Source organism: Pseudoxanthomonas indica, assembly GCF_900167565.1.
GTDB lineage: Bacteria > Pseudomonadota > Gammaproteobacteria > Xanthomonadales > Xanthomonadaceae > Pseudoxanthomonas_A > Pseudoxanthomonas_A indica.
In genome coordinates, this window is the sequence record NZ_FUZV01000002.1 from 1,145,265 (window position 1) to 1,168,169 (window position 22,905).

Annotated in this window: 30 protein-coding genes; 25 read left to right on the forward strand and 5 right to left on the reverse strand. The window is 64.5% G+C overall.

Annotation, left to right across the window (positions count from 1 at the left end; translation table 11 throughout):
- Genes B5X78_RS15915 through B5X78_RS15935 form a run of 5 tightly spaced genes read left to right on the forward strand, consistent with a single transcriptional unit; the run spans position 1 to position 5,347 of the window.
- A complete protein-coding gene (locus B5X78_RS15915) occupies positions 1-615 on the forward strand; it encodes a GNAT family N-acetyltransferase (RefSeq protein ID WP_079725589.1) in 615 nt (204 codons plus the stop codon).
- The gene (gene argC, locus B5X78_RS15920; protein ID WP_079725590.1) at positions 612-1,604 is read left to right on the forward strand and encodes an N-acetyl-gamma-glutamyl-phosphate reductase; all 993 of its coding nucleotides are present in this window, start codon (positions 612-614) and stop codon (positions 1,602-1,604) included. Before B5X78_RS15915 ends, argC begins: the two co-directional genes overlap by 4 nt.
- Entirely contained in the window at positions 1,601-2,896 is a 1,296-nt protein-coding gene (locus tag B5X78_RS15925) for an argininosuccinate lyase (protein WP_079725591.1), read from the forward strand. The genes argC and B5X78_RS15925 overlap by 4 nt, the downstream gene beginning before the upstream one ends.
- A complete protein-coding gene (gene proB, locus B5X78_RS15930; RefSeq protein WP_079725593.1) occupies positions 2,893-4,032 on the forward strand; it encodes a glutamate 5-kinase in 1,140 nt (379 codons plus the stop codon). Before B5X78_RS15925 ends, proB begins: the two co-directional genes overlap by 4 nt.
- A gap of 55 nt (positions 4,033-4,087) precedes the next feature.
- The gene (locus B5X78_RS15935; RefSeq protein ID WP_079725595.1) at positions 4,088-5,347 is read left to right on the forward strand and encodes a glutamate-5-semialdehyde dehydrogenase; all 1,260 of its coding nucleotides are present in this window, start codon (positions 4,088-4,090) and stop codon (positions 5,345-5,347) included.
- Positions 5,348-5,364: 17 nt separating this feature from the next.
- On the opposite strand, the gene B5X78_RS15940 is transcribed toward B5X78_RS15935, so the two are convergent.
- The 3 genes from B5X78_RS15940 to B5X78_RS15950 all read right to left on the reverse strand — a co-directional run bounded on the left by B5X78_RS15940 (position 5,365) and on the right by B5X78_RS15950 (position 7,854).
- A complete protein-coding gene (locus B5X78_RS15940; RefSeq protein WP_079725597.1) occupies positions 5,365-6,186 on the reverse strand; it encodes an alpha/beta fold hydrolase in 822 nt (273 codons plus the stop codon).
- A 132-nt stretch (positions 6,187-6,318) separates the two neighbouring features.
- Positions 6,319-7,206: an RNA polymerase sigma-70 factor gene (locus tag B5X78_RS15945; RefSeq protein ID WP_079725599.1), complete on the reverse strand. Its 888-nt coding sequence runs from the start codon at positions 7,204-7,206 to the stop codon at positions 6,319-6,321.
- 168 nt (positions 7,207-7,374) lie between these two features.
- Positions 7,375-7,854, reverse strand: coding sequence for a carboxymuconolactone decarboxylase family protein (locus B5X78_RS15950; protein ID WP_079725600.1), 480 nt, complete (start codon positions 7,852-7,854; stop codon positions 7,375-7,377).
- A gap of 274 nt (positions 7,855-8,128) precedes the next feature.
- On the opposite strand from B5X78_RS15950, the gene B5X78_RS18925 reads away from it, so the two are divergent.
- The 6 genes from B5X78_RS18925 (at position 8,129) to B5X78_RS15980 (ending at position 14,489) form a co-directional block, all read left to right on the forward strand.
- Positions 8,129-8,305, forward strand: coding sequence for a sigma factor-like helix-turn-helix DNA-binding protein (locus B5X78_RS18925; RefSeq protein WP_176140889.1), 177 nt, complete (start codon positions 8,129-8,131; stop codon positions 8,303-8,305).
- A complete protein-coding gene (locus tag B5X78_RS15960) occupies positions 8,302-9,324 on the forward strand; it encodes a LysR family transcriptional regulator (RefSeq protein WP_079725604.1) in 1,023 nt (340 codons plus the stop codon). Before B5X78_RS18925 ends, B5X78_RS15960 begins: the two co-directional genes overlap by 4 nt.
- A 35-nt stretch (positions 9,325-9,359) precedes the next feature.
- Positions 9,360-10,139: an SDR family oxidoreductase gene (locus B5X78_RS15965; RefSeq protein WP_079725606.1), complete on the forward strand. Its 780-nt coding sequence runs from the start codon at positions 9,360-9,362 to the stop codon at positions 10,137-10,139.
- Positions 10,140-10,142: 3 nt separating this feature from the next.
- Positions 10,143-10,646, forward strand: coding sequence for an Ohr family peroxiredoxin (locus B5X78_RS15970; RefSeq protein WP_079725608.1), 504 nt, complete (start codon positions 10,143-10,145; stop codon positions 10,644-10,646).
- 11 nt (positions 10,647-10,657) lie between these two features.
- Complete coding sequence (locus B5X78_RS15975; RefSeq protein ID WP_079725610.1) at positions 10,658-11,668, forward strand: bestrophin family protein; 1,011 nt, start codon at positions 10,658-10,660, stop codon at positions 11,666-11,668.
- Between the two features lie 82 nt (positions 11,669-11,750).
- Positions 11,751-14,489 (forward strand): PAS domain-containing protein, encoded by a 2,739-nt coding sequence (locus B5X78_RS15980; protein ID WP_139381594.1) that lies wholly within the window; start codon positions 11,751-11,753, stop codon positions 14,487-14,489.
- A gap of 27 nt (positions 14,490-14,516) precedes the next feature.
- Here B5X78_RS15980 and B5X78_RS15985 read toward each other — a convergent pair whose 3' ends face one another.
- Positions 14,517-14,921 (reverse strand): response regulator, encoded by a 405-nt coding sequence (locus tag B5X78_RS15985; RefSeq protein ID WP_079725614.1) that lies wholly within the window; start codon positions 14,919-14,921, stop codon positions 14,517-14,519.
- 196 nt (positions 14,922-15,117) lie between these two features.
- Between B5X78_RS15985 and B5X78_RS15990 the strand changes: the two genes are divergently transcribed.
- Both B5X78_RS15990 and B5X78_RS15995 read left to right on the forward strand, forming a co-directional pair.
- The gene (locus tag B5X78_RS15990) at positions 15,118-15,387 is read left to right on the forward strand and encodes a hypothetical protein (RefSeq protein WP_079725616.1); all 270 of its coding nucleotides are present in this window, start codon (positions 15,118-15,120) and stop codon (positions 15,385-15,387) included.
- A gap of 352 nt (positions 15,388-15,739) precedes the next feature.
- Positions 15,740-16,930: a site-specific integrase gene (locus B5X78_RS15995; protein ID WP_079725618.1), complete on the forward strand. Its 1,191-nt coding sequence runs from the start codon at positions 15,740-15,742 to the stop codon at positions 16,928-16,930.
- On the opposite strand, the gene B5X78_RS16000 is transcribed toward B5X78_RS15995, so the two are convergent.
- Complete coding sequence (locus B5X78_RS16000; protein WP_079725620.1) at positions 16,931-17,344, reverse strand: Arc family DNA-binding protein; 414 nt, start codon at positions 17,342-17,344, stop codon at positions 16,931-16,933.
- Between the two features lie 110 nt (positions 17,345-17,454).
- Between B5X78_RS16000 and B5X78_RS16005 the strand changes: the two genes are divergently transcribed.
- The 12 genes from B5X78_RS16005 (at position 17,455) to B5X78_RS16060 (ending at position 22,779) form a co-directional block, all read left to right on the forward strand.
- On the forward strand, positions 17,455-17,649 hold the full coding sequence (locus B5X78_RS16005) for a helix-turn-helix domain-containing protein (protein WP_079725622.1): 195 nt from the start codon (positions 17,455-17,457) through the stop codon (positions 17,647-17,649).
- A gap of 72 nt (positions 17,650-17,721) precedes the next feature.
- Positions 17,722-17,943, forward strand: a complete 222-nt coding sequence (locus B5X78_RS16010; RefSeq protein ID WP_079725624.1) for a hypothetical protein — start codon at positions 17,722-17,724, stop codon at positions 17,941-17,943.
- Positions 17,940-18,152 carry a hypothetical protein gene (locus B5X78_RS16015; protein ID WP_079725626.1) on the forward strand — a complete coding sequence of 71 codons (213 nt, stop codon included), beginning with the start codon at positions 17,940-17,942 and terminating at the stop codon, positions 18,150-18,152. The genes B5X78_RS16010 and B5X78_RS16015 overlap by 4 nt, the downstream gene beginning before the upstream one ends.
- A complete protein-coding gene (locus B5X78_RS16020; RefSeq protein WP_079725627.1) occupies positions 18,149-18,331 on the forward strand; it encodes a hypothetical protein in 183 nt (60 codons plus the stop codon). Before B5X78_RS16015 ends, B5X78_RS16020 begins: the two co-directional genes overlap by 4 nt.
- On the forward strand, positions 18,328-18,540 hold the full coding sequence (locus B5X78_RS16025) for a hypothetical protein (protein ID WP_079725629.1): 213 nt from the start codon (positions 18,328-18,330) through the stop codon (positions 18,538-18,540). The genes B5X78_RS16020 and B5X78_RS16025 overlap by 4 nt, the downstream gene beginning before the upstream one ends.
- A complete protein-coding gene (locus B5X78_RS16030) occupies positions 18,537-18,731 on the forward strand; it encodes a hypothetical protein (RefSeq protein WP_079725631.1) in 195 nt (64 codons plus the stop codon). The genes B5X78_RS16025 and B5X78_RS16030 overlap by 4 nt, the downstream gene beginning before the upstream one ends.
- Complete coding sequence (locus tag B5X78_RS16035) at positions 18,728-18,937, forward strand: hypothetical protein (RefSeq protein ID WP_079725633.1); 210 nt, start codon at positions 18,728-18,730, stop codon at positions 18,935-18,937. The genes B5X78_RS16030 and B5X78_RS16035 overlap by 4 nt, the downstream gene beginning before the upstream one ends.
- A 4-nt stretch (positions 18,938-18,941) precedes the next feature.
- The gene (locus tag B5X78_RS16040; protein ID WP_079725634.1) at positions 18,942-19,415 is read left to right on the forward strand and encodes a hypothetical protein; all 474 of its coding nucleotides are present in this window, start codon (positions 18,942-18,944) and stop codon (positions 19,413-19,415) included.
- A 571-nt stretch (positions 19,416-19,986) separates the two neighbouring features.
- Positions 19,987-20,256: a hypothetical protein gene (locus B5X78_RS16045; RefSeq protein ID WP_079725636.1), complete on the forward strand. Its 270-nt coding sequence runs from the start codon at positions 19,987-19,989 to the stop codon at positions 20,254-20,256.
- A 77-nt stretch (positions 20,257-20,333) separates the two neighbouring features.
- Entirely contained in the window at positions 20,334-21,017 is a 684-nt protein-coding gene (locus tag B5X78_RS16050; protein WP_079725637.1) for a hypothetical protein, read from the forward strand.
- A gap of 110 nt (positions 21,018-21,127) precedes the next feature.
- Entirely contained in the window at positions 21,128-22,519 is a 1,392-nt protein-coding gene (locus tag B5X78_RS16055; protein ID WP_079725639.1) for a phage major capsid protein, read from the forward strand.
- Positions 22,520-22,566: 47 nt separating this feature from the next.
- On the forward strand, positions 22,567-22,779 hold the full coding sequence (locus B5X78_RS16060; RefSeq protein WP_079725641.1) for a hypothetical protein: 213 nt from the start codon (positions 22,567-22,569) through the stop codon (positions 22,777-22,779).
- Positions 22,780-22,905 lie beyond the last annotated feature (126 nt).

Consider the following 22,905-nt stretch of genomic DNA (forward strand, 5'->3'; position numbering starts at 1 on the left):
ATGAGCCTGATGCCCGATGCCTGGCGCCAAGCGCCCACCTTGCAAGGCCGGCACGTGCGGCTGGAGCCGCTGCTGGCCGAGCATGCCGAAGGGCTGCGCGCGGCGCTGGCCGGCGATGAGCTGGCCGAGCTCTGGTACACCAATGTGCCGCGGGTGGCGGACGTCGATCGCTGGCTGGCCGATGTGCTGGAACAGCAGGCGCAGGGCAAGTGGCTGGCCTTCGTCGTCCGCGACGGCGCCGGCGAGATCGTCGGCAGCACGCGTTTCTACGATCTGGATGCGGGCGTGCCGCGCATCAGCATCGGCTACACCTGGTACGCGCCGCGCGTGCAGCGCACCGGCTTGAACAGCGAGGCCAAGTTGCTGCTGCTGGGCCATTGCTTCGACACCCTGGGCTGCATCAGCGTGGTGCTGGAAACCAGCTGGTTCAACCACCGCTCGCGCACCGCGATCGCCCGCCTCGGCGCGCACCAGGACGGCGTGCTGCGCAACCATCGCCGGCATGCCGATGGCACGGTGCGCGACACCGTCATCTTCTCCATCCTCGACAACGAATGGCCGGCCGTGCGCAGCAATCTGCTCGCGCGTCTGGCGCAACATGAGCCGCAGACGTGACTACTCCCACTGACAACAAGAAGACCGTCGGCATCGTCGGCGCGCGCGGTCATACCGGCGCCGAACTGATCCGCCTGATTGCCCGCCACCCGCAGCTTGAGCTGACGTTTGTCTCGTCGCGGGAACTGGCCGGGCAGCCGGTCAGCGCGCATATCGAAGGCTTCGCCGGCGATCTGCATTACGAAAGCCTCAGCCATGAAGACGTGGGTGCGCGCGGCGCCGATGCGGTGATCCTGGCGCTGCCCAATGGCAAGGCTGCCGAGCTGGTGGCCGCCATCGACGCCGGCAAGCCGGACACGGTGATCGTGGATCTCTCGGCCGACTACCGCTTCAACAGCGACTGGTATTACGGCCTGCCGGAACTGACCCGCGATGCATACAACGGCCAGCGCCGCATCAGCAATCCCGGTTGCTACGCCACCGCCATGCAACTGGCCATCGCGCCGCTGCTGGACCAGCTGGCGGGTCCGCCGCAGTGCTTTGGCGTGTCCGGCTATTCCGGTGCCGGCACTACGCCTTCGGACAAGAACAACACCGAGTTGCTGCGCGACAACCTGATGCCGTACGGGCTGACCGACCACATGCACGAGCGCGAAGTCAGCCGGCATCTGGGCGTGCCGGTGGAATTCATGCCGCACGTGGCGCAGCATTTCCGCGGCATCACACTGACCGCCAATCTATACCTGCAGCAGGCGATGCCGCTGGACGCCATCCGTGCCCGCTACCGCGATCGCTATGCCGACGAGCCCTTGGTTCGCGTGCTCGACGAGGCGCCCTGGGTCAGTCGCATCGCTGGCAGGCACGGCGTGGAAATCGGCGGCTTCAGCCTGGCCCCCGGCGGCAAGCGGGTGGTGGTGGTGGCCACGCTGGACAACCTGTTGAAAGGCGCGGCCACCCAGGCCATGCAGAACTTGAACAACGCGTTCGGCTTCGCCGAACTGACGAGCATCCCGCTCGACCAACTCCATGCAAAGGACGGTGCGGCATGAGCGACCTGTTGTGGCAGAAGCCGGGCGTCACCGTTGACGCGGCAATCCAGACGTTCCTGGCCGGCGATGACGTCGTGCTGGATCGCGAATTCTTCCTGCATGACATCCAGGCCAGCCAGGCGCATGCCGAAGGCCTGCAGCGGATCGGCATCCTGTCGACCGACGAGCTGGAAGGGATTGGTCGCGAACTCAAACAACTGGCCGCGGATTTCCGCGCCTGCACCTTCGTGCTGGACGAGCGCTACGAGGATGGCCACTCCGCCATCGAGGCGCGCCTGACCGAGCGTCTGGGTGATGCCGGTCGCCGCATCCACACCGGGCGCAGCCGCAATGATCAGATCCTGGTCGCCACCCGCCTGTGGCTGAAGGACAAGCTCGTGCGCCTGGCCGACCTGAGCATCGAGATTGCCCAGGTCACCTTGGCGCGCGCGACTGCCGAAGCCGCCTTGCCGCTGCCCGGGTATACGCATATCCAGCGCGCCGTGGTGTCGTCAGCCGGCATGTGGTGGGCCGGCTGGACCGAGGCGTTCATCGACAATGCCCAGCGTGCGCGCGACACCCTGCGTCTCGTCGACGCCAACCCGCTCGGTACCGCGGCCGGCTATGGGGTCAACCTGCCGCTGGATCGCGAGCACACCACTCAGGCATTGGGCTTCGCCCGCCTGCAGATCAGTCCGATCTACGCGCAGCTGTCGCGCGGCAAGTTCGAGATGGCGGCGCTGGAAGCGTTGGGTGCGGCCACGCTGGATCTGCGTCGTATTGCCTGGGATTTGTCTCTGTTCACCAGCGCAGAATTCGGCTTCGTCGCGCTGCCGGCGCAGTACACCACCGGCAGTTCGATCATGCCCAACAAGCGCAATCCCGATGTCATCGAATTGATGCGCGCCACCCACGCCAGCGTGGCCGCGGCGCGTACCGAAATCGAACAGCTGCTGTCGCTGCCTTCCGGTTACCACCGCGATCTGCAGGCCAGCAAGGGCGCAATCTTCCACGGGTTCGGCCGCGGCCTGCCGGCGCTGGAACTGTTGCCGGCGCTGCTGGGCAATCTGGAATGGCGCGAGGATCGGCTGCGCGCCGGCATTGACTCGGGCATGTATGCGACCGACGTGGCGGTGGAAGCCGCGCTGGCCGGCGTGCCGTTCCGAGAGGCCTACAAGGCCGCGGCGGCAGCGGCGGATTCGGCCGGGCAGGGGCGCACGCCCGAAGCCAGCCTGGCCGCGCGCACCTCGCCGGGGGCGGCCGCAGATCTGCGCCTGTCGGCACTGCAGGACCGCTTGCAGGCACTGACATGAGCCACGCCCTGCCTGCCTTCGCCGCGCAGGACCTGCCCACGTGGAAGCGCGCGGTGCTCAAGGTCGGCAGCAGCCTGCTGGCCGGTGAGGGCGAGGGCCTGAGCCCGAAGCATGCACTCAATCTGGCGCAGTTCGTGTCCGCGCAGATCGCCGCGGGCAGGGAAGTGGTGATCGTGTCTTCCGGTGCTGTGGCGGCCGGGCGCGGCATCCTGCATCGACAGCCTGCCGCTGGCGTGGCGATGGCCGAACGACAAGCGCTGGCCGCCTTGGGTCAGGCGCCGCTGATCGCGCTGTGGCAACGCTTCTTCGATCGTCCGGTGGCGCAGGTGTTGCTGACCCACGATGACTTGCGCAACCGTCGTCGCTACCTCAACGCACGCGCCACCTTGCAGGCGCTGCTGAATTTGAACGCAGTGCCGGTGATCAACGAGAACGACACCGTCTCGGTGGACGAGCTCAAGCTGGGCGACAACGACAATCTGGCGGCCGTGGTGGCCGCGCTGGTCGATGCCGATGCGTTGTTCATCGCCACCGATATCGATGGTTTCTACTCGGCCAATCCGCGCCGCCATGCCGATGCCCAGCCGATCCTCGACGTGGAAGCACTGACGCCGGAGTTCTACGCGATGGCCGGCGAGGCGGGCAGCGGCGTCGGCACGGGCGGCATGCGCACCAAGCTGGAAGCCGCCGCGAAAGCCGCAGCGGCCGGGATCGAAACCTTCCTCTTCAACGGCAGTCGCGCCGATACCGTGGCCGCGCTGGGACGTGGCCAGCTGCACGGCACGCGCTTCCGCCCCGCGCAAAACCGCATGGCGGCGCGCAAGTACTGGCTGCGCAACGTGCCGCTGGAAGCCGGCGCGATCCTGATTGACGCGGGCGCCGCCGGCGCCGTGCGCGAGCGCGGCGCTTCGCTGTTGCCCGGCGGCGTGCTGAGCGCCGAGGGCGACTTCCGTCGTGGCGACATGATCGAAATCAGGCAAGCCAGCGATGGCAACACCATCGCCCGCGGCGTCAGCCAGTACTCGGCCGCCGATGTGCGCCGGCTGGCGCGCCGGCATTCGCGCGATATCGAAGGCATACTCGGCTACAGCTACGGCGAGAACATCATCCACCGCGACGATCTGGTCGTGATCTGAACCGCGGAATGGTGCTCTGACCCCCTTTTCTTCTTTTTTCTCCGACGGCTCCCCCATGTCCGACATCCAGCAACATGCCTTGCAATGCCGAGACGCCGCCCAGGTGCTGGCGCAGCTGTCGACCCAGGCCAAGAACGATCTGCTGCGCGGCATGGCCGATGCACTGCTCGCCGACGCCGACGCCATCCTGGCGGCCAATGCGCGTGACCTGGCTGCTGCGCAGGAAAAGGGCATCAGCGGCGCGATGCTGGATCGCCTGCGCCTGGATGACAAACGCCTGGCTGGCATCGCCCAGGCGGTGCGCGAGGTGGCGGAACTGCCGGACCCGGTGGGTCTGGTGACGCGCGAGGAAACCCGCCCCAATGGCATCCGCATCCAACGCGTGCGCGTGCCGCTGGGCGTGGTGGCGATGATCTACGAGGCCCGGCCCAACGTCACCGCCGATGCGGCGGCGCTGTGCCTGAAAGCCGGCAATGGCGTGATCCTGCGTGGCGGATCCGAGGCGCTGCATTCCAATACCGCTATTGCCGGCGCGCTCAAGCGCGCACTGCGCGAGCACGACGTCCCCGAGGCCGCGCTGACGCTGGTCGAAGATCTGCGCCGCGAAACGATGGTGGAGTTGCTGCAGCTCACCGACATCGTCGACCTGGCCATCCCGCGCGGCGGTGAAGGCCTGATCCGCTTTGTCGCCGAACACGCGCGCGTGCCGGTGATCAAGCATTACAAGGGCGTGTGCCATCTGTTCGTCGATGCCAGCGCCGATCCCGAGCTGTCCCTGCGCCTGCTGCTGGACGGCAAGGCCTCGCGCCCGGGCGTCTGCAATGCGCTGGAAACGCTGCTGGTCCATCGCGATATTGCGCCCAGCTTCCTGCCGCAGGCGGCCGCTGCCCTGCGTGCGCGCGGCGTGGAGCTGCGCGTGGACGATGCCGGTCGCGCCTTCGTGCCACATGCCGGCGCGGCCACCGACGAAGACTTCGCCGCCGAATTCCTCGACCTGATTCTGGCCGTGCGGGTAGTAGGCGATCTGCAGGAAGCCATCGATCACATTCGCCACTACGGCTCCGACCACACCGAGGTGATCACCACCCGCGACAGCAACAACGCCGAACGCTTCGTGCAGGCGCTGCGCTCGGCGGTGGTGATGGTCAACGCCTCCTCGCGTTTCAGCGATGGCGGCGAGCTCGGCCTGGGTGCGGAGATCGGCATTTCCACCACTCGTCTGCATGCCTACGGGCCGATGGGCGCGGAGTCGCTGACGGTCGAGCGTTTCGTGGTCCGCGGCGAAGGGCAGGTCAGGCATCCTGACCTGCTCTAGGCAGCAACGCGACCGGATCAGCTGCGGATGAAGGCCAGCAGGTCCGGATTGATCACGTCGGCGTGGGTGGTGCACATGCCATGCGGGAAGCCCGGATAGACCTTGAGCGTGGCATTGCGCAGCAGCTTGGCCGACAGCAGGGCGGAGTCGGCAATCGGCACGATCTGATCATCGTCACCATGCATCACCAGCGTCGGCACGCTGATCTTCTTCAAGTCTTCGGTGAAGTCGGTCGCCGAGAACGCGGCGACACACTCGTAATGCGCATTGGCCGCGCCCATCATGCCCTGCCGCCACCAGTTGGCACGCACGGACTCGGACACTTTCACGCCCGGCCGGTTGAAGCCGTAGAACGGCAGCGGGAATTCCCAGTAGGTGCCGGCGCGGTCATTGGCCACACCCGCGCGGATGCCGTCGAACACTTCGATCGGCAGGCCGCCCGGATTGGTTTCGGTCTTGAGCATCAGCGGCGGCACCGCGCCGATCAGCACGAGCTTGGCCACCCGGCCTTCGCCATGCTGGGCCACATAGCGTGCGGCTTCGCCGCCACCGGTGGAGTGACCGATATGCACGGCATCGCGCAGATCCAGGTGCTTGGCCAGCGCGGCCACATCGGCGGCGTAGGTATCCATCTCGTGACCGCCCGCGGGTTGGCTGGAACGGCCATGGCCACGGCGGTCATGGGCGATGACGCGATAGCCCTGCTGCAGGAAGTACAGCATCTGCGTATCCCAGTCGTCGCCCGACAGCGGCCAACCGTGATGGAACACAATTGGTTGCCCGCTGCCCCAATCCTTGTAGTGGATATCGGTGTTGTCTTGCGTCTTGATGAAAGGCATGTGCTAGTCCTCGTTGGCCGGATAACTGGATCGCCCCTCCCCGCAGACACCATAGGCTGCGACTGCGTCGCTGGCTAGGGCGGGGAACGGCCACATGCCGTTGCAGCCTGCGCACCAATGCGGTGCTTCAACTCAATGCAGCGGCAAAGATTGCAGGCTGATGACACGCTGCAGTTTGTTCGGGTTGCGCTGCACCTTGATGCCAACGATGTGCTCGCCATCGATCTCGTAGCTTTGCGCGGACTCCAGCTGTTCGCCAAAGTAGCGCAGCAGGCCCAACTCGCCGTTGATCATGGCCAGCTCGATGCGCATGCCGCGTTGCGGCCGCAACGTGCTGGCGAACAGCAGCTGGGCAATGCGCAGGCCACCCACCATAGGCTTGGGGAAACTGGTGACGATGCCGCCGCCGTCGCCGACCAGGGTGGCCTCGTCGGCCATCAAGGCTTTCATCGCCTGGAAGTCGCTGTTGGACCAGGCCTGCGCGAACTGGCGCAGCACCCGCTGGTGCGCCTGCGCGGAGACTGCGTAGCGCGGCCGCTCCTCGCGGAGCTGGTTGCGCGCACGGTGCACGATCTGCCGTACCGCGGCTTCACTCTTGTCCAGGGTGGCGGCAATCACCGGGTAGTCCACATCCAGCACATCGCGCAGCAGAAACGCCGCGCGCGCTTCCGGCGCCAGCCGCTCCAGTACGGTCAGGAAGGCGATGGACAGATCGCTGGCCGATTCCTGCAATTCTTCCGGCGTGGGTGGCCCGTCGGTCAGCACCGGCTCGGGCAACCAGATTCCCACGTACTGTTCGCGATCCACGCGCGCTTTGCGCAGGCGATCAATCGAACGGCGGGTAGTGGTGGTGACCAGCCAGGCAGTGGCATCGGCAATCTGCGACTGCGCCGCCTCGTTCCAACCCAACCATACGTCCTGCACCACGTCTTCGGCCTCGGCCATGGAGCCGAGCATGCGATAAGCCACCCCGAGCAGGCGGGGTCGGAGCTGGCTGAAGGTGTCGATGGCGTCTTCCATATCCACTAGGTCGTGGCAGAAGGACCGATTGTGACGCAGAAACGCCAAGGTCGGCGCCGACGTCGGACCCACCGACCTGCCGCCCATCCGCGCGGAGCGGATCGGGCGGCAGCACGGCGATGGCCTCACGGCACCGGAATCACCGCCGGCGTGTCGATGTCCCGCCACTCAGCTGAGCTGCGCCTTGTCCAGGCCCCAGGCCTTGTCCATGCTGCCTGGCTCGCCACGGAAGGCGACGTTGATACGGTTCCAGCCATTGATGGCCATGATCAGGAAGCTTAGGTCGGAGATTTCCTTTTCCGACAGCTGGCCGCGCACGCGCTCGTACAGGTCATCCGGCACGCCTTGCGGTGGCAACTGGGTCAGCACTTCCGTCCAGGCCAGGCACGCGCGCTCCCGCGGTGCGAACAGGCCCGAATCGCGCCACGCCGCCACGTGATGCAGGCGCAGGGGACGCTCGCCGTGGATGGTGGCTTCCTTGACGTGCATGTCCACGCAGAACGTGCAGCCATTGAGCTGCGAGGCGCGCAGCACGACCAGGTCACGGATGGACTGTTCGATGGCCGAGTCTTTCATCTTCATGTTGAACTCGACGAATTTCTTGAACAGCTCGGGGGATTGCTGCTGGTAGTCCAGGCGTTGGCTCATGGCGATGCTCCGATGTGTGGATGGCAGGGGAAGGCCAGCGCCGGCTGGCTGGCCATCAATCTAGGAGCGCACCCTTATCGCCGGTAGGTCCGTGCGCGGCCGCGCGGTGTTGCGCGGCAGGCATCAATCCAGCGGCCCGGCGCTGTCACAACCGCGCCCCGTGCCGCGACCTGGATACATGACGAGTCGCCATCACCCGCCCGATCCTCCCGCCGACGCATCAGCGCCCGAACGGGTGTGGATTGAATTCAGGGCCGCCCTGGATGCGCTGCCCATGGATACGCGTGCCGCCTTCGTGCTGCATCAGTTCTTCGGCCTGGCGTACGCCGACATCGCCATGGTCATCGGCCAGTCGCCCGATGCCTGCCACCAGCACGTCCAACTCGCCCGCCAGGCAGCGCTGCAGCGCCTGTCGCTGTCGGGCGGCCACACAGGACTTCCGTCGCCATGAACGCCATCGCCGCCTTGCCCAGCCAGCACCAACAGCAGTTGCCCAGCAGCTTCTCCGCCAGTTATGCCGGCGTGGTCGCCTTCATCACGGTAGCTACCGAGGGCAGCTTCGCCCGCGCGGCTGATCGCCTGGGCGTGGGTCGCTCGGCGGTCAGTCGCAGCGTGCAGAAGCTGGAAGCACAACTGGGGGCGCGCCTGTTTTCGCGCACTACGCGCTCCACCAGCCTGACCAGTGAAGGCGAGCTGTTCTTCGAGAATTTTCGCCCGGGCGTCGAGCGGATCCTGCAGGCGCTGGAGGAGATGCGCGATCTGCGTGAAGGCCCGCCACGCGGTCAGTTGCGCATCCGCGCCAGCCATGGCTTTGGTCGCAAGGTGCTGGCGCCGTTGATGATCGAGTTCCGCCGCCAGTACCCGCAGGTGGCCATCGAGTTGATGCTCGATGAGCGCAGTGACGATCTGGCGATGGATCGGGTGGACCTGGCATTTCTGGATGGTCGCCTGGATGACAGTCAGATCATCGCCAAGCAGATCATTCCCATGCAGTTGCTGGTGTGCGCCTCGCCTGAATACGCCCAGGCGAATGGCCTGCCGCGTACGTTGGAAGAACTGCAGACGCATGCCTGCATCAATCGCCGTCAGTCGAATGGGCGCTTGCAGCCCTGGGAATTCCGCAGCCAGGGGCGCGCGCAGACGCTGCCGCTGCCGGGCGATATCGTGCTCAACGACGACGAACTGGCCTTGCGTGCGGTGCTGGACGGACAGGGGTTGGCGCAATTGCCGGCCTATCAGGTCTGCGATGCGCTGCGTGAGGGAACCTTGGTGAGTTGCCTGGGGCAGTTTGCTCCCGATGACCGCGGTCATTACCTGTGTTATCTGAGCCGCCGCCAGCAGCCCAAGCGCATTCGCGTGTTCATCGATTTCATTACCCAGCGCGTGCGTGCGCTGGATCTGGATTGGTGCCTGCAAGGCAACAGCCTGCGTCCGGTCGCAGGGCTACTGGCAGGCGCTGTGCATCCCTAGCATGTCCACTTCCCCACGGGCGCAGGAGATCGATCATGAGATTTGTCGTTATCGGTGGTACCGGATTGATTGGCAGCAAGGTGGTGGCGCGCCTGCGCGAGCAGGGCCATGAGGCGATTGCCGCCGCGCCTTCCACGGGCGTGGACATCCTGAGTGGCGAAGGCCTGGATGCGGCCATGACCGGCACCGACGTGGTGGTGGACCTGGCCAACTCCCCGTCGTTCGAAGATGCGGCGGTGCTGGATTTCTTTACCCGCGCCGGTCGCAATGTGCTGGCGGCGGAGGCCAAGGCCGGCGTACGCCATCATGTGGCGCTGTCGGTCGTCGGTACCGAGAAGCTGGCCGAGAGTGGCTACTTCCGCGGCAAGATTGCGCAGGAGCAGTTGATCCGCGATTCCGGCGTGCCGTACACGATCATCCACTCCACCCAGTTCTTCGAGTTCCTGCCCGGCATCATCAAGGCCAGCGCCGAGGGTTCGACCGTGCGCCTGCCGACGGCGCTGGTGCAGCCGATTGCGTCCGAAGACGTGGCCGAGGCGGTGGCGGCGGTGGCGCTGAAGGCGCCGGCCAACGGCATCGTCGAAATCGCCGGGCCCGAGCGCGAGCCGCTGTCGGATCTGGCGCAGCGCTTCATGAGCATCATCCAGGATCCGCGCGAAGTGGTCAGCGATGCGCATGCGCGCTACTTCGGCGCGATTTTGCAGAGCGACACCCTGGTGCCGGCGCAGGCGCCGAATTGGCAGGGCGGGCTGAATTTCGAACACTGGCTGCAGCAGTCCGAGTTCGCCCGTTACGCGCCGCGCGATCAGGCGTGATTCGTGACTGCCTTGCTGCCACCGCCGCGCGAATGGCTGGACAAGTACTTTGGCGATGAAACCAAGGCGCTCTACACAGGCCGCGTGCGGGTGACCGGCGGCGAGGCGGGGCATGGGCGTGCGTCCGGTGTGGTGCGTTCCGACGACGGCGCCCTGGATGTGTGCCTGCGCCTGCCCGTGGAAATGGGCGGGCCCGGCGGTGGCAGCAATCCGGAGCAGTTGCTGGCCGCGGCCTACGCGGCCTGCTTCCATGGCGCGCTCAATCTGTATGCCAGCCGGATGGGTGTGGCCACCCGTGATGTCAGTGTCGATGCGGCGGTGACCTTCGCCCGCGATCCTGTCGACGGTTTGTTCCTGCTCTCGGCCGAGATACGCGTGACCATCCCGGGCCTGAATCGCGGCGTGGCCGCGGAACTGATCCGCAACACCGAGCGCATCTGCCCCTACGCCAAGATGTTCCGCCATGGCGTGGAGCACGTGGTCATCCTGGTCGACGAAGCCGCATAAGGAGTCAGTTCATGCATACCGGAAAATCCTACAAGCTTCCCGAGTTCCTGCTGTGGACGCGCAGGTCGATCTACGTGCTGGTGGTGCTGAGCGTGGTGCCGGTGGTGCTGTACCAGGTGGTGGGCTGGAAATGGCTGGCGATTCCCTGGGGCGTGGTCTTCCTGCTCGGCGCAACGGTGGCGCTGTCGGCCGGCTTCAAGAATTCGCAGTGCTACGTGCGCATGCAGGAAGCCCAGCAGGTCTGGACCTCGATCGTCAGCAGCAGCCGCGCATGGTCGGCGATGAGCCGCGACTACCTGGCCGATCCGCGCCGCGCCGAACGGCTGGTGTACCGCCATCTGGCCTGGCTGGCGGCGCTGCGCCACCAGATGCGCCAGGCCAAGCCTTGGGAAAACCAGAACAAGGCCTACAACGTCGAATACCGCAAGCACTATCACGTGCCTGAGCGTGAACAGACGCTGGAGTCGGAGCTGCAACGCTACCTGCCACGTCAGGAGGCCGCGCTGGTGCTGGCTTCGGACAACCACGCGGTGCAGGTGCTGAACCTGCAGGGACAGGATCTGCGCGAGTTGCAGGCGCAGGGCAGCATCACCCCGGCGCAGTTCAGCGAACTGCACAAGATGGTGCGCGAGCTGATTGACCTGCAGGGACGCAGCGAGCGGATCAAGAACTTCCCGATCCCGCGCCAGCATGCCTTCATCAACTCGCTATTCGTGAAGATCATGGTGTTCCTGCTGCCGTTCGGGATGATCGGCGAATTCGAGCGGCTGAACGAGGTGGTGGCCGGCAGTTGGGCGCAGGGCAACATGGTCTGGCTGGGCATTCCGTTGAGCCTGCTGATTTCGTGGATGTACACCTCGCTGGATCAGGTGGGGGAGAGCACCGAGAACCCCTTCGAGGGGGGAGCCAACGACGTACCCATCTCGCAGCTGTGCGAAACCATCGAGCGCGAATCGCGCGAGGCGCTGGGCGAAACCCGGGTGCCGGGCGCCAGCCGGCTGGCCAGCGATATCGCGGTATGACGTCCACGGGCTAGTCACGCGTTACTGACGGCCGCTGGCCTAGAACTGTCGCGACGGCTGCCCGTCGCGACGGGAGAACCAGGTGACGCTGACGCAAGCACGGCCGGTGCTTCCCGTGTCGATGGCGGCACAGGTCGCCGCGTACGACTGGAGCGCCACGCCGCTGGGCCCCATGGCGGAGTGGCCGGCAGAACTGGCTTCGTCGGTGTCGCTGGTGCTGGATTGCGGGTTCTCCGCCGCGCTGGTCTGGGGTCCGCACCTGATCACCCTCTACAACGATGGCTTTGCCAAGATCCTCGGCAGCAAGGCCCATGCCCTGGGGCAGCCGTTTTCCAGCATATGGGGCGAAGTCTGGCCCGACATTGGTCCGCTGGTGGCGCAGGTGCATGCCGGGCAGACGATCTTCCAGGAAAACTATCCGTTGCTGATTGAGCGCGGCAGCAGCCTGGAACAAACCTACTTCACCTTTTCCTACAGCCCCGTGCGTGATGCCGACGGGCGCGTGCTGGGCCTGATTGATCTGGTGGTGGAAACCACCGAAGCGGTGAACGCCAGCATGCGCCTGCGCGAGAGCGAAGCAAGGGCGCGCAGGCTGGTGGACGGCATGGCCCAGGCCAACTGGGAGACCGACGCCGCCGGCATGATCGTCACCGACAGCCCCAGCTGGCGTGCATACACCGGGCAGAGCCTGGACCAGTGGCTGGGCGCGGGCTGGCTGGACGCCATCCACCCCGATGACAAGGCCTACGCCGAACGCCAATGGCACGAGGCAGTGGCCAGGCCGCGCCAGGTGGATGCCGAGTTCCGCCTGCGCGACGCCCAGGGCAACTGGCGCTGGACCAACGTGCGCGCAGTGCCCTTGCTGGACGAGCAGGGGGCGGTGATCAAGTGGGTGGGCATGAACATCGACATCACCGCGCGCAAGGATGCCGAGCTTGCGCTGCGCCAGAGTGAAGAGCGGCATGCCTTCCTGCTGCAACTCAGCGACGCCCTGCGGCCGCTGACCGATGCCGATGAGATCCAGCGCAAGGCCGCCGAATTGTTGAGCCGGCAACTGCGGGTGGACCGTGCGTTCTATTACGACACCAACCTTGAGGCGGATGCGGCTACGCCGACCCAGGGACATGTCGGCGACGAGCAGCCGCCGCCTTCGACCACGCTGTCGGAATTCGGCGATGAGGTGATTGCCGCCTTCGCCGCCGGCAGGACGCTGGTCTATGCCGATACCCAGCGCGATCGCAAATTGAATGCGGCGCAGAAGGCGGCATTCGCCTCCATCGGCGCCCGCTCGGCCGTGGGCGTGCCCCTGCTCAAGGCCGGTCGGCCGGTAGCGGCACTGGGCGTGCACCATTCGCAGCCACGCGCGTGGAGCGAGGACGAGTTGCGCCTGATCGATGACGTGGCCGATCGCACCTGGTCGGCGGTGGAGCGCGCGCGCGCCGAGGCGTCGCTGCAGCTGAGCGAAGCGCGTTACCGCACCTTGTTCGAACAGGTGCAGGAGGGCTTCTGCATCATCGAAAAATGTTCCGCGGCGGATGAGCCCGTCGACTTCTGCTGGGTGGAAGGAAATCCCGCGTTCATTTCGATCGCCAAGCGCACGGACCTCATCGGCTTGACCATGCGCGCAACCTTCCCGGAGGAAGCCGAACGCGCAATCGACATCTACGAACGCGTGCTGCGCACGGGTGAGCCGGCGCAGTTCGAATACGCGATGCCGAGTCTGGAATTGATCCTCGAGTTGCACGTGTTTCGTCCCGGCGAAGAGCAGTCGGGGCAGGTGGCGGTGCTGTTCCAGGACATCACCCAGCGCAAGCGCGCCGAGGTGGCGTTGGCCGAGGCCGAGCAACGCCAGCGCGCCTTGCTGGAAGGTATCCCGCAACTGGTCTGGCGTGCCGATGGCGAGGGCCAGTGGACCTGGGCCAGCCCGCAATGGACGGGCTATACCGGCCAACGCGAGGGCGACAGCCTGGGCGAGGGCTGGCTGGAGACCGTGCATCCGGATGATCGCGACGCCGTCCGCACCGCCTGGAACAGCGCGCAGGAAACGGGTGTGTTCGAGGTGGACTATCGGGTGCGCGGCGCCAACGGCCATCGCTTCCGCTGGTTCCACACGCGCGCCACGCCGGTGCTGGACCACTACGGCAGCATCATCGAATGGCTCGGTACATCGACCGATGTCGACGAGATGCGCAAACTGCAGGAGCGCCAGCATGTCCTGGTGGCCGAGCTGCAGCACCGTACCCGCAACCTGATGGGCGTCATCAACGCCGTGGTGGAAAAGACCGGGCGTGCCAGCCGGAACATGGCCGATTTCCATGCACGCCTGCGCGATCGTCTGCAGGCGTTGGCACGCGTGCAGAGTCTGCTGTCACGGCTGGACGAACATGACCGCGTCACCTTCGACGAGCTGATCCATACCGAGCTCAGTGCGATGAACGGGGGATTGGAACGGATCTCGCTGGATGGGCCTACCGGCGTGCGATTGCGTTCTTCGACGGTGCAGACCCTGGCGATGGCGTTGCACGAACTGGCGACCAACGCGGTCAAATACGGCGCGCTCGGTCAGCCGCATGCCCGTCTGTCCATTACCTGGCGCTTGATACCCGCTTCGGAGGGCACGGCACCCAACCTTCATATCGACTGGCGCGAGAGCGGGGTGGTCATGCCGGACGGGGAAGCCGAGGGACGCTCGGGCCAGGGACGCGAACTGATCGAACGCGCGCTGCCTTACCAGCTCAGTGCGCAGACCACCTATGAGCTCGGCCAGGATGGCGTGCATTGCACGATCCTGCTGCCTGTATCCGCCCGCACCCACGAATGACGACCTGGCCAGGCCAGGCTGTCGGCGTCAGTGCCGGGTCGGTTTTGCGGCCGGGGTTTCCATTTCCCCGCCGATGCCCATCTGCGCCAATGCCGCCAGCATCGCCGCCAGGTTGACCGGCTTCTGCAGGCAGGGCAGTTCACGGTACTGGGCGGGCAGGGCGGAACTGTCGTAGCCGGTCAGCAGCAGCGTGGGAACACCCAACTGGCCCAGCGCATCGGCGACCGGAAACGACTGCTCGTTGCCCAGGTTGATGTCGAGCAGGCCGGCATCCACGTGTTTGGCCTGCTGGATGCCCAGCAAAGCCGGTGCAACATGGGCATACGGGCCCAGGACTTCCGCGCCCAGCTGTTCCATCGCATCCTGCAACGCCGATGCGAGCAGGTAATTGTCTTCCACCAGCAAGACGCACTTTCCGGTCAAGGGCCCCATGGTGAATCTACTCCTGGACGGAAGCCCGAGTGTGCCGTTGCTGGCGTGAAAGCCGTGGTAAGGCGGGAAGCGCGTTCTGACGGTCGATCGGCGTGCTGATGGCCGGGCATTCCGGGCTGCCGGCAACTCGAAGGCTGCATGAATCACACTCGACGGAACGTTGAAAACCTCGCTGCCGCTCCTTCACCATCGCGCCATGGACAGTCGAGTCATCAAGTTGGAAGCGGACGTAGGGCATATCCAGTCGGACATTGCCGCGATCAAGGTCGAAGCACGCGAGAACAGGCAGGCGTTGCTGGGCATGAGCCTTGACGTCAAGAACGAGTTCAAGGAAGTCCGCAACGAGTTCAAGGAAGTCCGGAAGGAGATGAAAGACGACTTCCGCAACCTTTTCGGTGCCCTGGTCGTGGTTGCACTTGGCCTGGCTACGTTGATGGCCAAGGGCTTTGGCTGGATAGGCGGCTGACTGGCTGACCGGCTGACCAGCTGACCCGCTGGCGGCAGCGTGAGGCAGGCGATCGCGCATTCTGCCCGGCGTGGCCAGCGACGCTTCCGGGGAGCGGTGGCCAGTCGCCCCACGACGCGCAACATGATTACCCACAAAAAAACCGGCTTGCGGCCGGCTTGTTTGTAACCAATTGATTTAATTGGTCGGGGAGACAGGATTCGAACCTGCGACCTCTACGTCCCGAACGGCTCTGGCCGGGATTGTGCCGACTGCGTTTCAGCGTAAGTCACTGGTTTGAAAGGCTGGCTCAGGTTCGTTCTGTGTGGTTATAGAATCCCCGTTGCTGGCATGGTGCTGGCACGGGGAAGAAATGGCGCGCGTTGCACTGACGGTCCAGATGGTCGAATCGGCGAAGCCGCAGGCGTCGGCATACCGTCTCCACGACACGAAGGTGCCCGGACTGTCGCTCCGCGTCCTGCCTTCCGGGGTCAAGTCCTGGAACGTCACATGGGCGCGCAATCGTGACCTCGCAATCGGCAAATACCCCACCGTCACCCTGGAGTCTGCACGCACCCGCGCGCGCCGGAAGCTGGCCGAGGCCGACGAGCACGGCGCACCGCTGGCGCTGCTGAAGTCCAAGCCCAAGGATCTGACCTGGGGCGTGTACCTGGCCGATCACTACAAGCCGCATGTGCTGGCCACTGCGAAGGCCGGCGCAGCCACCGTGGCGAATCTGGAAGCGCAGTTCGCCCATCTCGACGACACGCCGCTCACTGGTATCAGCAGGGCCGAGTTCGACGCTTTCAAGGCAGCCAGGCTGAAGGCGAAGATCAAGCCGGCGACGGTGAACCGCGACCTGGACCGCATCAAGGCCGCACTGCAGCAGGCGGTGAACTGGGAACTGCTGGCGGTCAACCCGCTGGCTGGCGTGAAGCGAATCAAGCGCGACATCGAGCAACGCATCCGCTACCTGACCAAGGACGAGGAGAAAGCTCTCAGGAAAGCGCTGGCGGCGCGCGAGACCTTGGCCGCTACCAGACGCGAGTCAGGGGATGCGTGGCGCGTGGAGCGCGGCTACGAGCCCATGGGGCCCATCGTCGGATATTCCGACCACCTGATGCCGATCACCTTGCTGGCATTGAACACCGGGTTGCGCCGCGGCGAGATTACCCAGCTGAAGTGGGCGGACATCGACCTGGCCGGCCGGCGGCTCACCGTGCGTGCCGGCTACGCGAAGTCGGGCAAGGCCAGGCACGTGCCGCTCAACTCGGAAGCGCTGCAGGTGCTCACCGACTACCGGAAGCAACACACCGGGAAGGGCGAGCTATTCGGTATCGCCTCGGTGAAGACCGCCTGGGCCGGCCTGATGCGCGAGGCCAAGATCACCGGCTTCCGCTTCCACGACCTGCGCCACAGCTTCGCCTCGAAGTTGGTGACGCGAGGCATCGACCTCAACACCGTGCGCGAGCTGCTGGGCCACGGAGATATCGCGATGACGCTGCGCTACGCACACCTGGCGCCAGAGCACAAAGCAGCCGCGGTGGAAGCGCTGATCGACTGATCAGCTTCGCTTCTTGCCCTTCTTGGGGCCATGCAAAACAAATTCCTCAATCTTGCGAACGCGTCCGTTGAGCAGGTCGATTTCGGCCTGGATGGAGGTCTTACGCTCTGTGAGCAGTTCGATGCGACTTCTGGTTTCTTCCACGAGAGCCGCCTTCGCTCCGGTGCGTAGAAGTGTGTCCAAAAAAACGAGCTCTGCATCGATGTCACGTTGAGCAACTATCAGTTCCTCGCCCCGGTTCTGGAGCATCACCGATGCGAGCGATGCAGGGAAACTGGCTTGGAGCCGAGCAACGATTTCAGCGTTCATAGAACGTCCGGATCTCTTTGCGGCGTCCTCGATTTGATCCCGCATTCCTGCAGGCAATCGGACTATGAACTTCTCTTGGGAACGGGAGGGAGGAGCGTCGGTCATGGGCTGATTCTAGGGCCAATGATGGCCAGTTGACATGTAATGGCCAATTGCCATATGGTGGCATTGTGCCAGTACGGGCCTGAACGGCACACAGGCCACGGGAGCCAGAGATGCAACAGAAGAAGCTGAGTTACACCGTTGAGGAGGCGGTTGCCGTCTCCGGCATCACCAAGACGAATCTGTATCGCCACATGCACGAAGGAGATCTTGCGACCTTCAAATCCGGCCGGCGACGCATGGTGTCGCAAGCAGCGATCGAGAACCTGATCAAGAAGCTGGAGAAGAGGGCACAGGTAGCGGCCTGAAACGAAAAGCGGCCCGCCCGGCTGTAACCGAACGGACCGCATGACCACCACCGTCTGTAGAGGAGACGAGCAATGGCACGCGAAACTTTACATCACGACAGCAACACCGGCGGCGATACCGCCGAACTCTTCCACGCAGCAACCACCGTCGAAGCAGCGATGCGCTTTGGCCATTGGTGCGACCAGCAACGGCACCTAACGGCCCAAGCGGCAATCGAGTACTTCGGTCTGCAGAAGGCCACGGCCTACCGCTGGATCAACGCTTACCGCGCAGCCAGGGGGATCTCGCCATGAGCACTGTCCAAACCCTGCTCAACAACGACGACCTGGCCGAAGCGTTCACCCGCCTTGAAGAGGCCGCAGCACTGCAGGAGATGGCCTCCCGCGTGGAGCGATGGAATGCAGAGGACGTGGAGATGCTGACACGCTGCAGCGCGGTGTCCTGGCGCCTGCTCGAGCAAGCGAAAGCCGCCCTCAGCCGCACTGCGGGGTGCCTGCCATGAGCACTGTGACGCTATCGAGGGGCGACAAGCTCTGGCGCGCCAAGAGCATCTGCTACGCGCTTGCATCCGCCTTGGAGGGAGAGGGCGAGCCTGGTCACGCAGTGGTTGCCATACAGGCCGCCGAGTTCATCGGCGAAGTGATCGACGAGGAGAAAAAGAAGCGGGAGGAGAAGGCATGAGCCTCGACCTCAATCTCCCGATGCTCGCTTCGCAGGCCCGTTGCGTTGTGCAAGCGGCCGAACGAGTGATCGACGAAACCAACCTGCACGAGGACGACGCCAGAGAGAACCTGGACAACGTGTCCTGGCTGCTGCTCACTGCGAAGAACATCATCCAGCAGCTCGAACAAGGCTTGGATGATGCCGCCATTCCCAAGGAGACCCAATGAATCTGTTTCTGACCCTCACGGCCATGAAGCAAGTGGCCAAGACCGAGAAAGGGCGTGCCCAGCTGCGCGAGTCTCGGAAGCAAGCGATGGCGTTCCGTGACAAGGACGCCGCTGACTTCGAACAGCGAACGAAGAAGGTGAACACCGTCATCCACAACATCGGAATTGCGCTTGGGGAGATCGAGGCATGAACGAAGCTGCGGAGAACATCGTGGTCGCGCACATACGCACCCAACTGCCAGACGTTGGCGAAGGCCTGGCTGGCCAGCTTGCCGACCTTGCACGCGACGCTACACCCGAGCGGTGCGAAAGGTTGCTGGTCAACTTGCGTGGCGTCCAGGCGCAGGTGCTTCGGCTTCGCGAGGGGTTGATGCGCGAGGGAAGGGAGCAGGCCTGACGCCATGCCACGTCGGAAGAAAGATAGTCGCTGGAACGACATCGATGGCGGCAGCGCGTTCGTGATTCCGTACACGCTGCTCCGGCACGAGAACTTCCGGCGGATGAGCCCCTTCGCAGTCAAGCTGCTGACCGACCTGGCTAGGCAGTACTCCGGCTTCAACAACGGCTATCTCTGCTGCGCGTGGACCCTGATGAAAGATGAGGGATGGCGGTCGGAGACGACGGTGCGCGCCGCGATGCTCGAACTGGAGCACTACCGCCTGATCATCAGGACCCGGCAAGGGGGCAAGAACCTGGCCAACCTGCACGCGCTCACATGGCGCCGCATCGATGACAAGGTCGACGCCCCGTTGGAGATTCAGCCGACCGTGAAGCCGCTGGACAGCTGGAAGGAGAAGGTGCCCGATTTCGAACGCAGCAGCGGCGAAAGGCGGGCAGGGAAGGCAGGGCGAAAGCCGTTGAAGGCGGCGGCATGAAAAACAAATCCTTACACCGCCCCGTGGTGCCACTTACACCGCCCCGTGGTGCTATTGGACCGGAGTTACACCGCCCCGTGGTGCCACAAAGCCAGACAACACCGCCCCGTGGTGCTGTGATGTACCTTTTTGGGGGGGAGTGGCACCGCCCCGTGGTGTGCTTAAAACTATTACCACATGGGTACCGGGTTTCCAGGTGCTGTTCCGCTGGTGCTCCTGCTGGTGATCCACAGCTTCCAGAGCAATTCGGCCAACAGCGTGACGACTCACTGAGGGCTCACTGCAAGCCCCTTCCGAGCCCCTTCCTGCTACTAGCAGCCCAAAGCCTGCTACTAGCAGTGCTGCCAGCATGCGAACGCAATGCCATCGCAATGCGACCGCATCGCGAAACGGTTTCGAAACGGTTACTCGAACCATCGTCGAACGATCGCCGAACTCAATCCACGCGTGACGCACGCGTGACGTCACGCGTTACGGGAGGCATCGCCAATGTCCTGGCCAAATTCTCCGGACACCGCCACCCCTCAAAACTTCGCGCACCGCCAATTCGCGGGACGGGGGTCACCAGAGCGTGACCACACACCCACACCAGGCCCTCGCCGAAGCAACAGCGCTGGTGCTGCTCCAAGCTGCGCAAGAGGCGGGCTATTGGATCTCGGCGGACCTGCGAATCGGCATTGACGACGCCGCGGCCCTCGTTGGAATGACGCCGGCCAGCTTCAAGAACCGGATTGCAGGTACTGCCTTCCCGGTCTACAACTTGGGCGGTCGCGGCCATAAGCGCTCGGTCCGCATCGCTGACCTGGCCAATTGGCTGGAGTCCCAGGCGAAGGCTGCCTGACGATCACTCCATCGTTCCACACCCTTCCACACCCTTCCACTATCGTTTTTGGCAGACCGGTCGCACATGCTGGTCGCATGAGCAAAGACCCCTTCGCCGACCGCTTGGCCAAGCAGATGCGCTACGCGCAACCCATGGATCCATGCGAGCGCGCCGATGCGGAACGCGCGGCCTACTACGCTGCATTCGACCGTACGGTTGCCACCTTGCCCCAGGAGAAGGCGCAGCAGGTTGACCTACTGGCGAGCGGCATTGACAAGGATGACACCTGGGTTTTGCGTAACGGCGCCGGCTTCGTCATCGCGAAGGTGCGAGATCCGGAAGCGGCGCCATTAGCGCCAGCGGAAACGAAGCCCGACGGAGCAGATCGGCGGTCCGCAAAGCCGGCAACAAAGAGCGGCCTGACAGCCCGCGAGAAGAGCATCGTCCAGTACATTTTCAAGAAGATCAAAGAGCTTTCAGGGAAGACGTCAGAGCGCGTGCAATCGCTCGATGGCCGGATCAAGGCGCTCGAGACGACCAACACCATCGATGCCGAAGTCATGAAAACGCTGGAAGAGATGTCCGGCCGTCTCGAAGCAATCGAACAGCGCGGATTCCGATTCGTTGGAAAGTACCAGGCACCGGCCTCGTACAGCCGCGGCGATGTCGTGAACTACAAAGGCGCCCTCTGGAACTGTGTTGTAGACGCAAAGGTCGGTGATCGCCCCAACACGGCATCGCACAAGTGGGCGCTGATGATTGCGGGGGTGCAGGAGTGAAGTAACCGAGCTTGGGGCGGAACCTCAGAGCGAAGAGCTACCCAAGGCTGTCGAGTCGATAGCCACACGCGACGCGGCGACGCGGCGCAGCTACCAAGGAAATCGAACAGATGAACAGCATCATTTCGAGGCAGTTGGAATCTCTGCAGCGCACCCGCGACGAGTACGCCGCGAGCCGGCAGAAGATGCTCGAAACTGCCGAAGGGAATCAGACGAGTTTGAACGACGCCCAGGCCAGTGAATTCGACGGCTTGTCGAAGACGATCAAGCGCTTGGATGACGACATCGAACGCTGCAAATCGACTTTGGAAGATATGGCCACGGCTCGGCCCGTGGTGCCCAGCAGCTTCGGAAATCAACCCGTGGAGTACAACGGCATGAAGAACTTCGCCACGGCTCGCGACACGCAGAGCCACGACAACGGCATCGGTTTCGCCCGTGTGGCCCGATGCATGGCCATCGGCTTCTTGAAGCATCAGGATCCGGTGCAGGTCGCTCGCTCGATCTATCCGGGTGACGACCGGGTCAATGCGGCTGTCACCAAGGCCGCAGTGCCGGCCGCCAGCACGCTCAGCACGACCTGGGCAAGCAACCTGATCAACGAAGGCGGCACCCCGTTTGCAGACTTCGTGGAGTACATGACGCCGCGAACCGTTTTCGGCCAGGTCGCCTCCAGCTTCCGCAAACTGCCGTTCGACACGCCGGTGCTGGTGCAAGGCTCCGGTGGTACGGCCCAATGGGTGAAGGAAGGCGAGGCGAAGCCGCTGACGCAGTGGACCTACACCCGATCCAAACTGGGACCGTTGAAGGTTGCCGCCATCGCGGTGGCCACGAACGAACTGCTGATGCGCGCTTCGGTGGCCGGCGATGAGTACCTGCGCGACGAGCTGGCCCGATCAGTGGGCCGTCGGTTCGACCAGACCCTGGTCAGCACTGACGCGGCTGTGGCTGACGAATCTCCGGCCGGTCTGCTGAATGGCACGACCCCAATCGTGCTGGAAGGCGATGGGACGGTGCAGGGCGTTCGCTGCGACATAGCTCAGTTCATGAAGGAACTGGTCGGTGACAACCTCACGGTACGCGGCGCCTTCTGGATCATGCCGGAGACCGTGGCCATCGACCTGTCACTGATTGCCAACGAGAGCGGCAACCCCGCCTTCCCGGGCATCACGGCGATGGGCGGCACCCTGGCCGGCCTGCCGGTCTTCACTTCGCAGTACGTGCCCACGAACAGTGACGGTTCGGTGGTCGCACTGGTGAAGGGCGACGAGATCTTCCTCGGCGACGAGGGTGGCATCCAGGTGGCGGTGTCGACCGAGGCCACGCTGCAGATGGACAACGCGCCCACGCAGAACAGCATCACGCCCACGGCAACCCAAGGCGTCTCCATGTTCCAGACCAACTCGGTCGCCATCCGCGTCGAGCGGTTCGTGAACTGGCAGAAGCGCCAGGCCGGCTCGGTGGTGTGGGGTTACGTCAACTGGAGCGCCTGCGGTTCCTAAGCAAGAACAGGAGGGCCAGACCATCGGCCCTCCTCCCTGGAGAGGACATGCGAGAACAAACCCAAATCCCGGTCGACGTCTTCAACGCCAACATGCAGCGGTTGGGTCGCAGCTTCAACGATGCGGTCAGCACCCAGCAAGGCTGGCAGGGCGAAGAATACGGACTGCACTGCACCTGGCCCGATGGGTTCCGCGCCTTCGTCGGATTCGGCGAAGAAGCCAGCGCCATCGTCGAAGGCTTGGGGCAGATGAGGCATTGACCGGGGGGGGGATGAGAAAACGGCGAAGGCACCCCAACCGGACACCGCGCCCCCTCTCATTCGTAGGTTTTTTTCTCCGCCCGGAATTTTTCGACAAAAACCGAATTTCTGCGCAAAAACTCGATT

Excerpts from the sequence above, each read along its gene's own strand:
- B5X78_RS15915 (WP_079725589.1), top strand. The coding sequence starts at position 1 with ATGAGCCTGATGCCCGATGCCTGGCGCCAAGCGCCCACCTTGCAAGGC.
- B5X78_RS15925 (WP_079725591.1), top strand. The coding sequence starts at position 1,601 with ATGAGCGACCTGTTGTGGCAGAAGCCGGGCGTCACCGTTGACGCGGCA.
- proB (WP_079725593.1), top strand. The coding sequence starts at position 2,893 with ATGAGCCACGCCCTGCCTGCCTTCGCCGCGCAGGACCTGCCCACGTGG.
- B5X78_RS15935 (WP_079725595.1), top strand. The coding sequence starts at position 4,088 with ATGTCCGACATCCAGCAACATGCCTTGCAATGCCGAGACGCCGCCCAG.
- B5X78_RS15940 (WP_079725597.1), bottom strand. The coding sequence starts at position 6,186 with ATGCCTTTCATCAAGACGCAAGACAACACCGATATCCACTACAAGGAT.
- B5X78_RS15945 (WP_079725599.1), bottom strand. The coding sequence starts at position 7,206 with ATGGAAGACGCCATCGACACCTTCAGCCAGCTCCGACCCCGCCTGCTC.
- B5X78_RS15950 (WP_079725600.1), bottom strand. The coding sequence starts at position 7,854 with ATGAGCCAACGCCTGGACTACCAGCAGCAATCCCCCGAGCTGTTCAAG.
- B5X78_RS18925 (WP_176140889.1), top strand. The coding sequence starts at position 8,129 with ATGGATACGCGTGCCGCCTTCGTGCTGCATCAGTTCTTCGGCCTGGCG.
- B5X78_RS15960 (WP_079725604.1), top strand. The coding sequence starts at position 8,302 with ATGAACGCCATCGCCGCCTTGCCCAGCCAGCACCAACAGCAGTTGCCC.
- B5X78_RS15965 (WP_079725606.1), top strand. The coding sequence starts at position 9,360 with ATGAGATTTGTCGTTATCGGTGGTACCGGATTGATTGGCAGCAAGGTG.
- B5X78_RS15975 (WP_079725610.1), top strand. The coding sequence starts at position 10,658 with ATGCATACCGGAAAATCCTACAAGCTTCCCGAGTTCCTGCTGTGGACG.
- B5X78_RS15985 (WP_079725614.1), bottom strand. The coding sequence starts at position 14,921 with ATGGGGCCCTTGACCGGAAAGTGCGTCTTGCTGGTGGAAGACAATTAC.
- B5X78_RS15990 (WP_079725616.1), top strand. The coding sequence starts at position 15,118 with ATGGACAGTCGAGTCATCAAGTTGGAAGCGGACGTAGGGCATATCCAG.
- B5X78_RS15995 (WP_079725618.1), top strand. The coding sequence starts at position 15,740 with ATGGCGCGCGTTGCACTGACGGTCCAGATGGTCGAATCGGCGAAGCCG.
- B5X78_RS16000 (WP_079725620.1), bottom strand. The coding sequence starts at position 17,344 with ATGACCGACGCTCCTCCCTCCCGTTCCCAAGAGAAGTTCATAGTCCGA.
- B5X78_RS16005 (WP_079725622.1), top strand. The coding sequence starts at position 17,455 with ATGCAACAGAAGAAGCTGAGTTACACCGTTGAGGAGGCGGTTGCCGTC.
- B5X78_RS16010 (WP_079725624.1), top strand. The coding sequence starts at position 17,722 with ATGGCACGCGAAACTTTACATCACGACAGCAACACCGGCGGCGATACC.
- B5X78_RS16015 (WP_079725626.1), top strand. The coding sequence starts at position 17,940 with ATGAGCACTGTCCAAACCCTGCTCAACAACGACGACCTGGCCGAAGCG.
- B5X78_RS16020 (WP_079725627.1), top strand. The coding sequence starts at position 18,149 with ATGAGCACTGTGACGCTATCGAGGGGCGACAAGCTCTGGCGCGCCAAG.
- B5X78_RS16025 (WP_079725629.1), top strand. The coding sequence starts at position 18,328 with ATGAGCCTCGACCTCAATCTCCCGATGCTCGCTTCGCAGGCCCGTTGC.
- B5X78_RS16030 (WP_079725631.1), top strand. The coding sequence starts at position 18,537 with ATGAATCTGTTTCTGACCCTCACGGCCATGAAGCAAGTGGCCAAGACC.
- B5X78_RS16035 (WP_079725633.1), top strand. The coding sequence starts at position 18,728 with ATGAACGAAGCTGCGGAGAACATCGTGGTCGCGCACATACGCACCCAA.
- B5X78_RS16040 (WP_079725634.1), top strand. The coding sequence starts at position 18,942 with ATGCCACGTCGGAAGAAAGATAGTCGCTGGAACGACATCGATGGCGGC.
- B5X78_RS16050 (WP_079725637.1), top strand. The coding sequence starts at position 20,334 with ATGAGCAAAGACCCCTTCGCCGACCGCTTGGCCAAGCAGATGCGCTAC.
- B5X78_RS16055 (WP_079725639.1), top strand. The coding sequence starts at position 21,128 with ATGAACAGCATCATTTCGAGGCAGTTGGAATCTCTGCAGCGCACCCGC.
- B5X78_RS16060 (WP_079725641.1), top strand. The coding sequence starts at position 22,567 with ATGCGAGAACAAACCCAAATCCCGGTCGACGTCTTCAACGCCAACATG.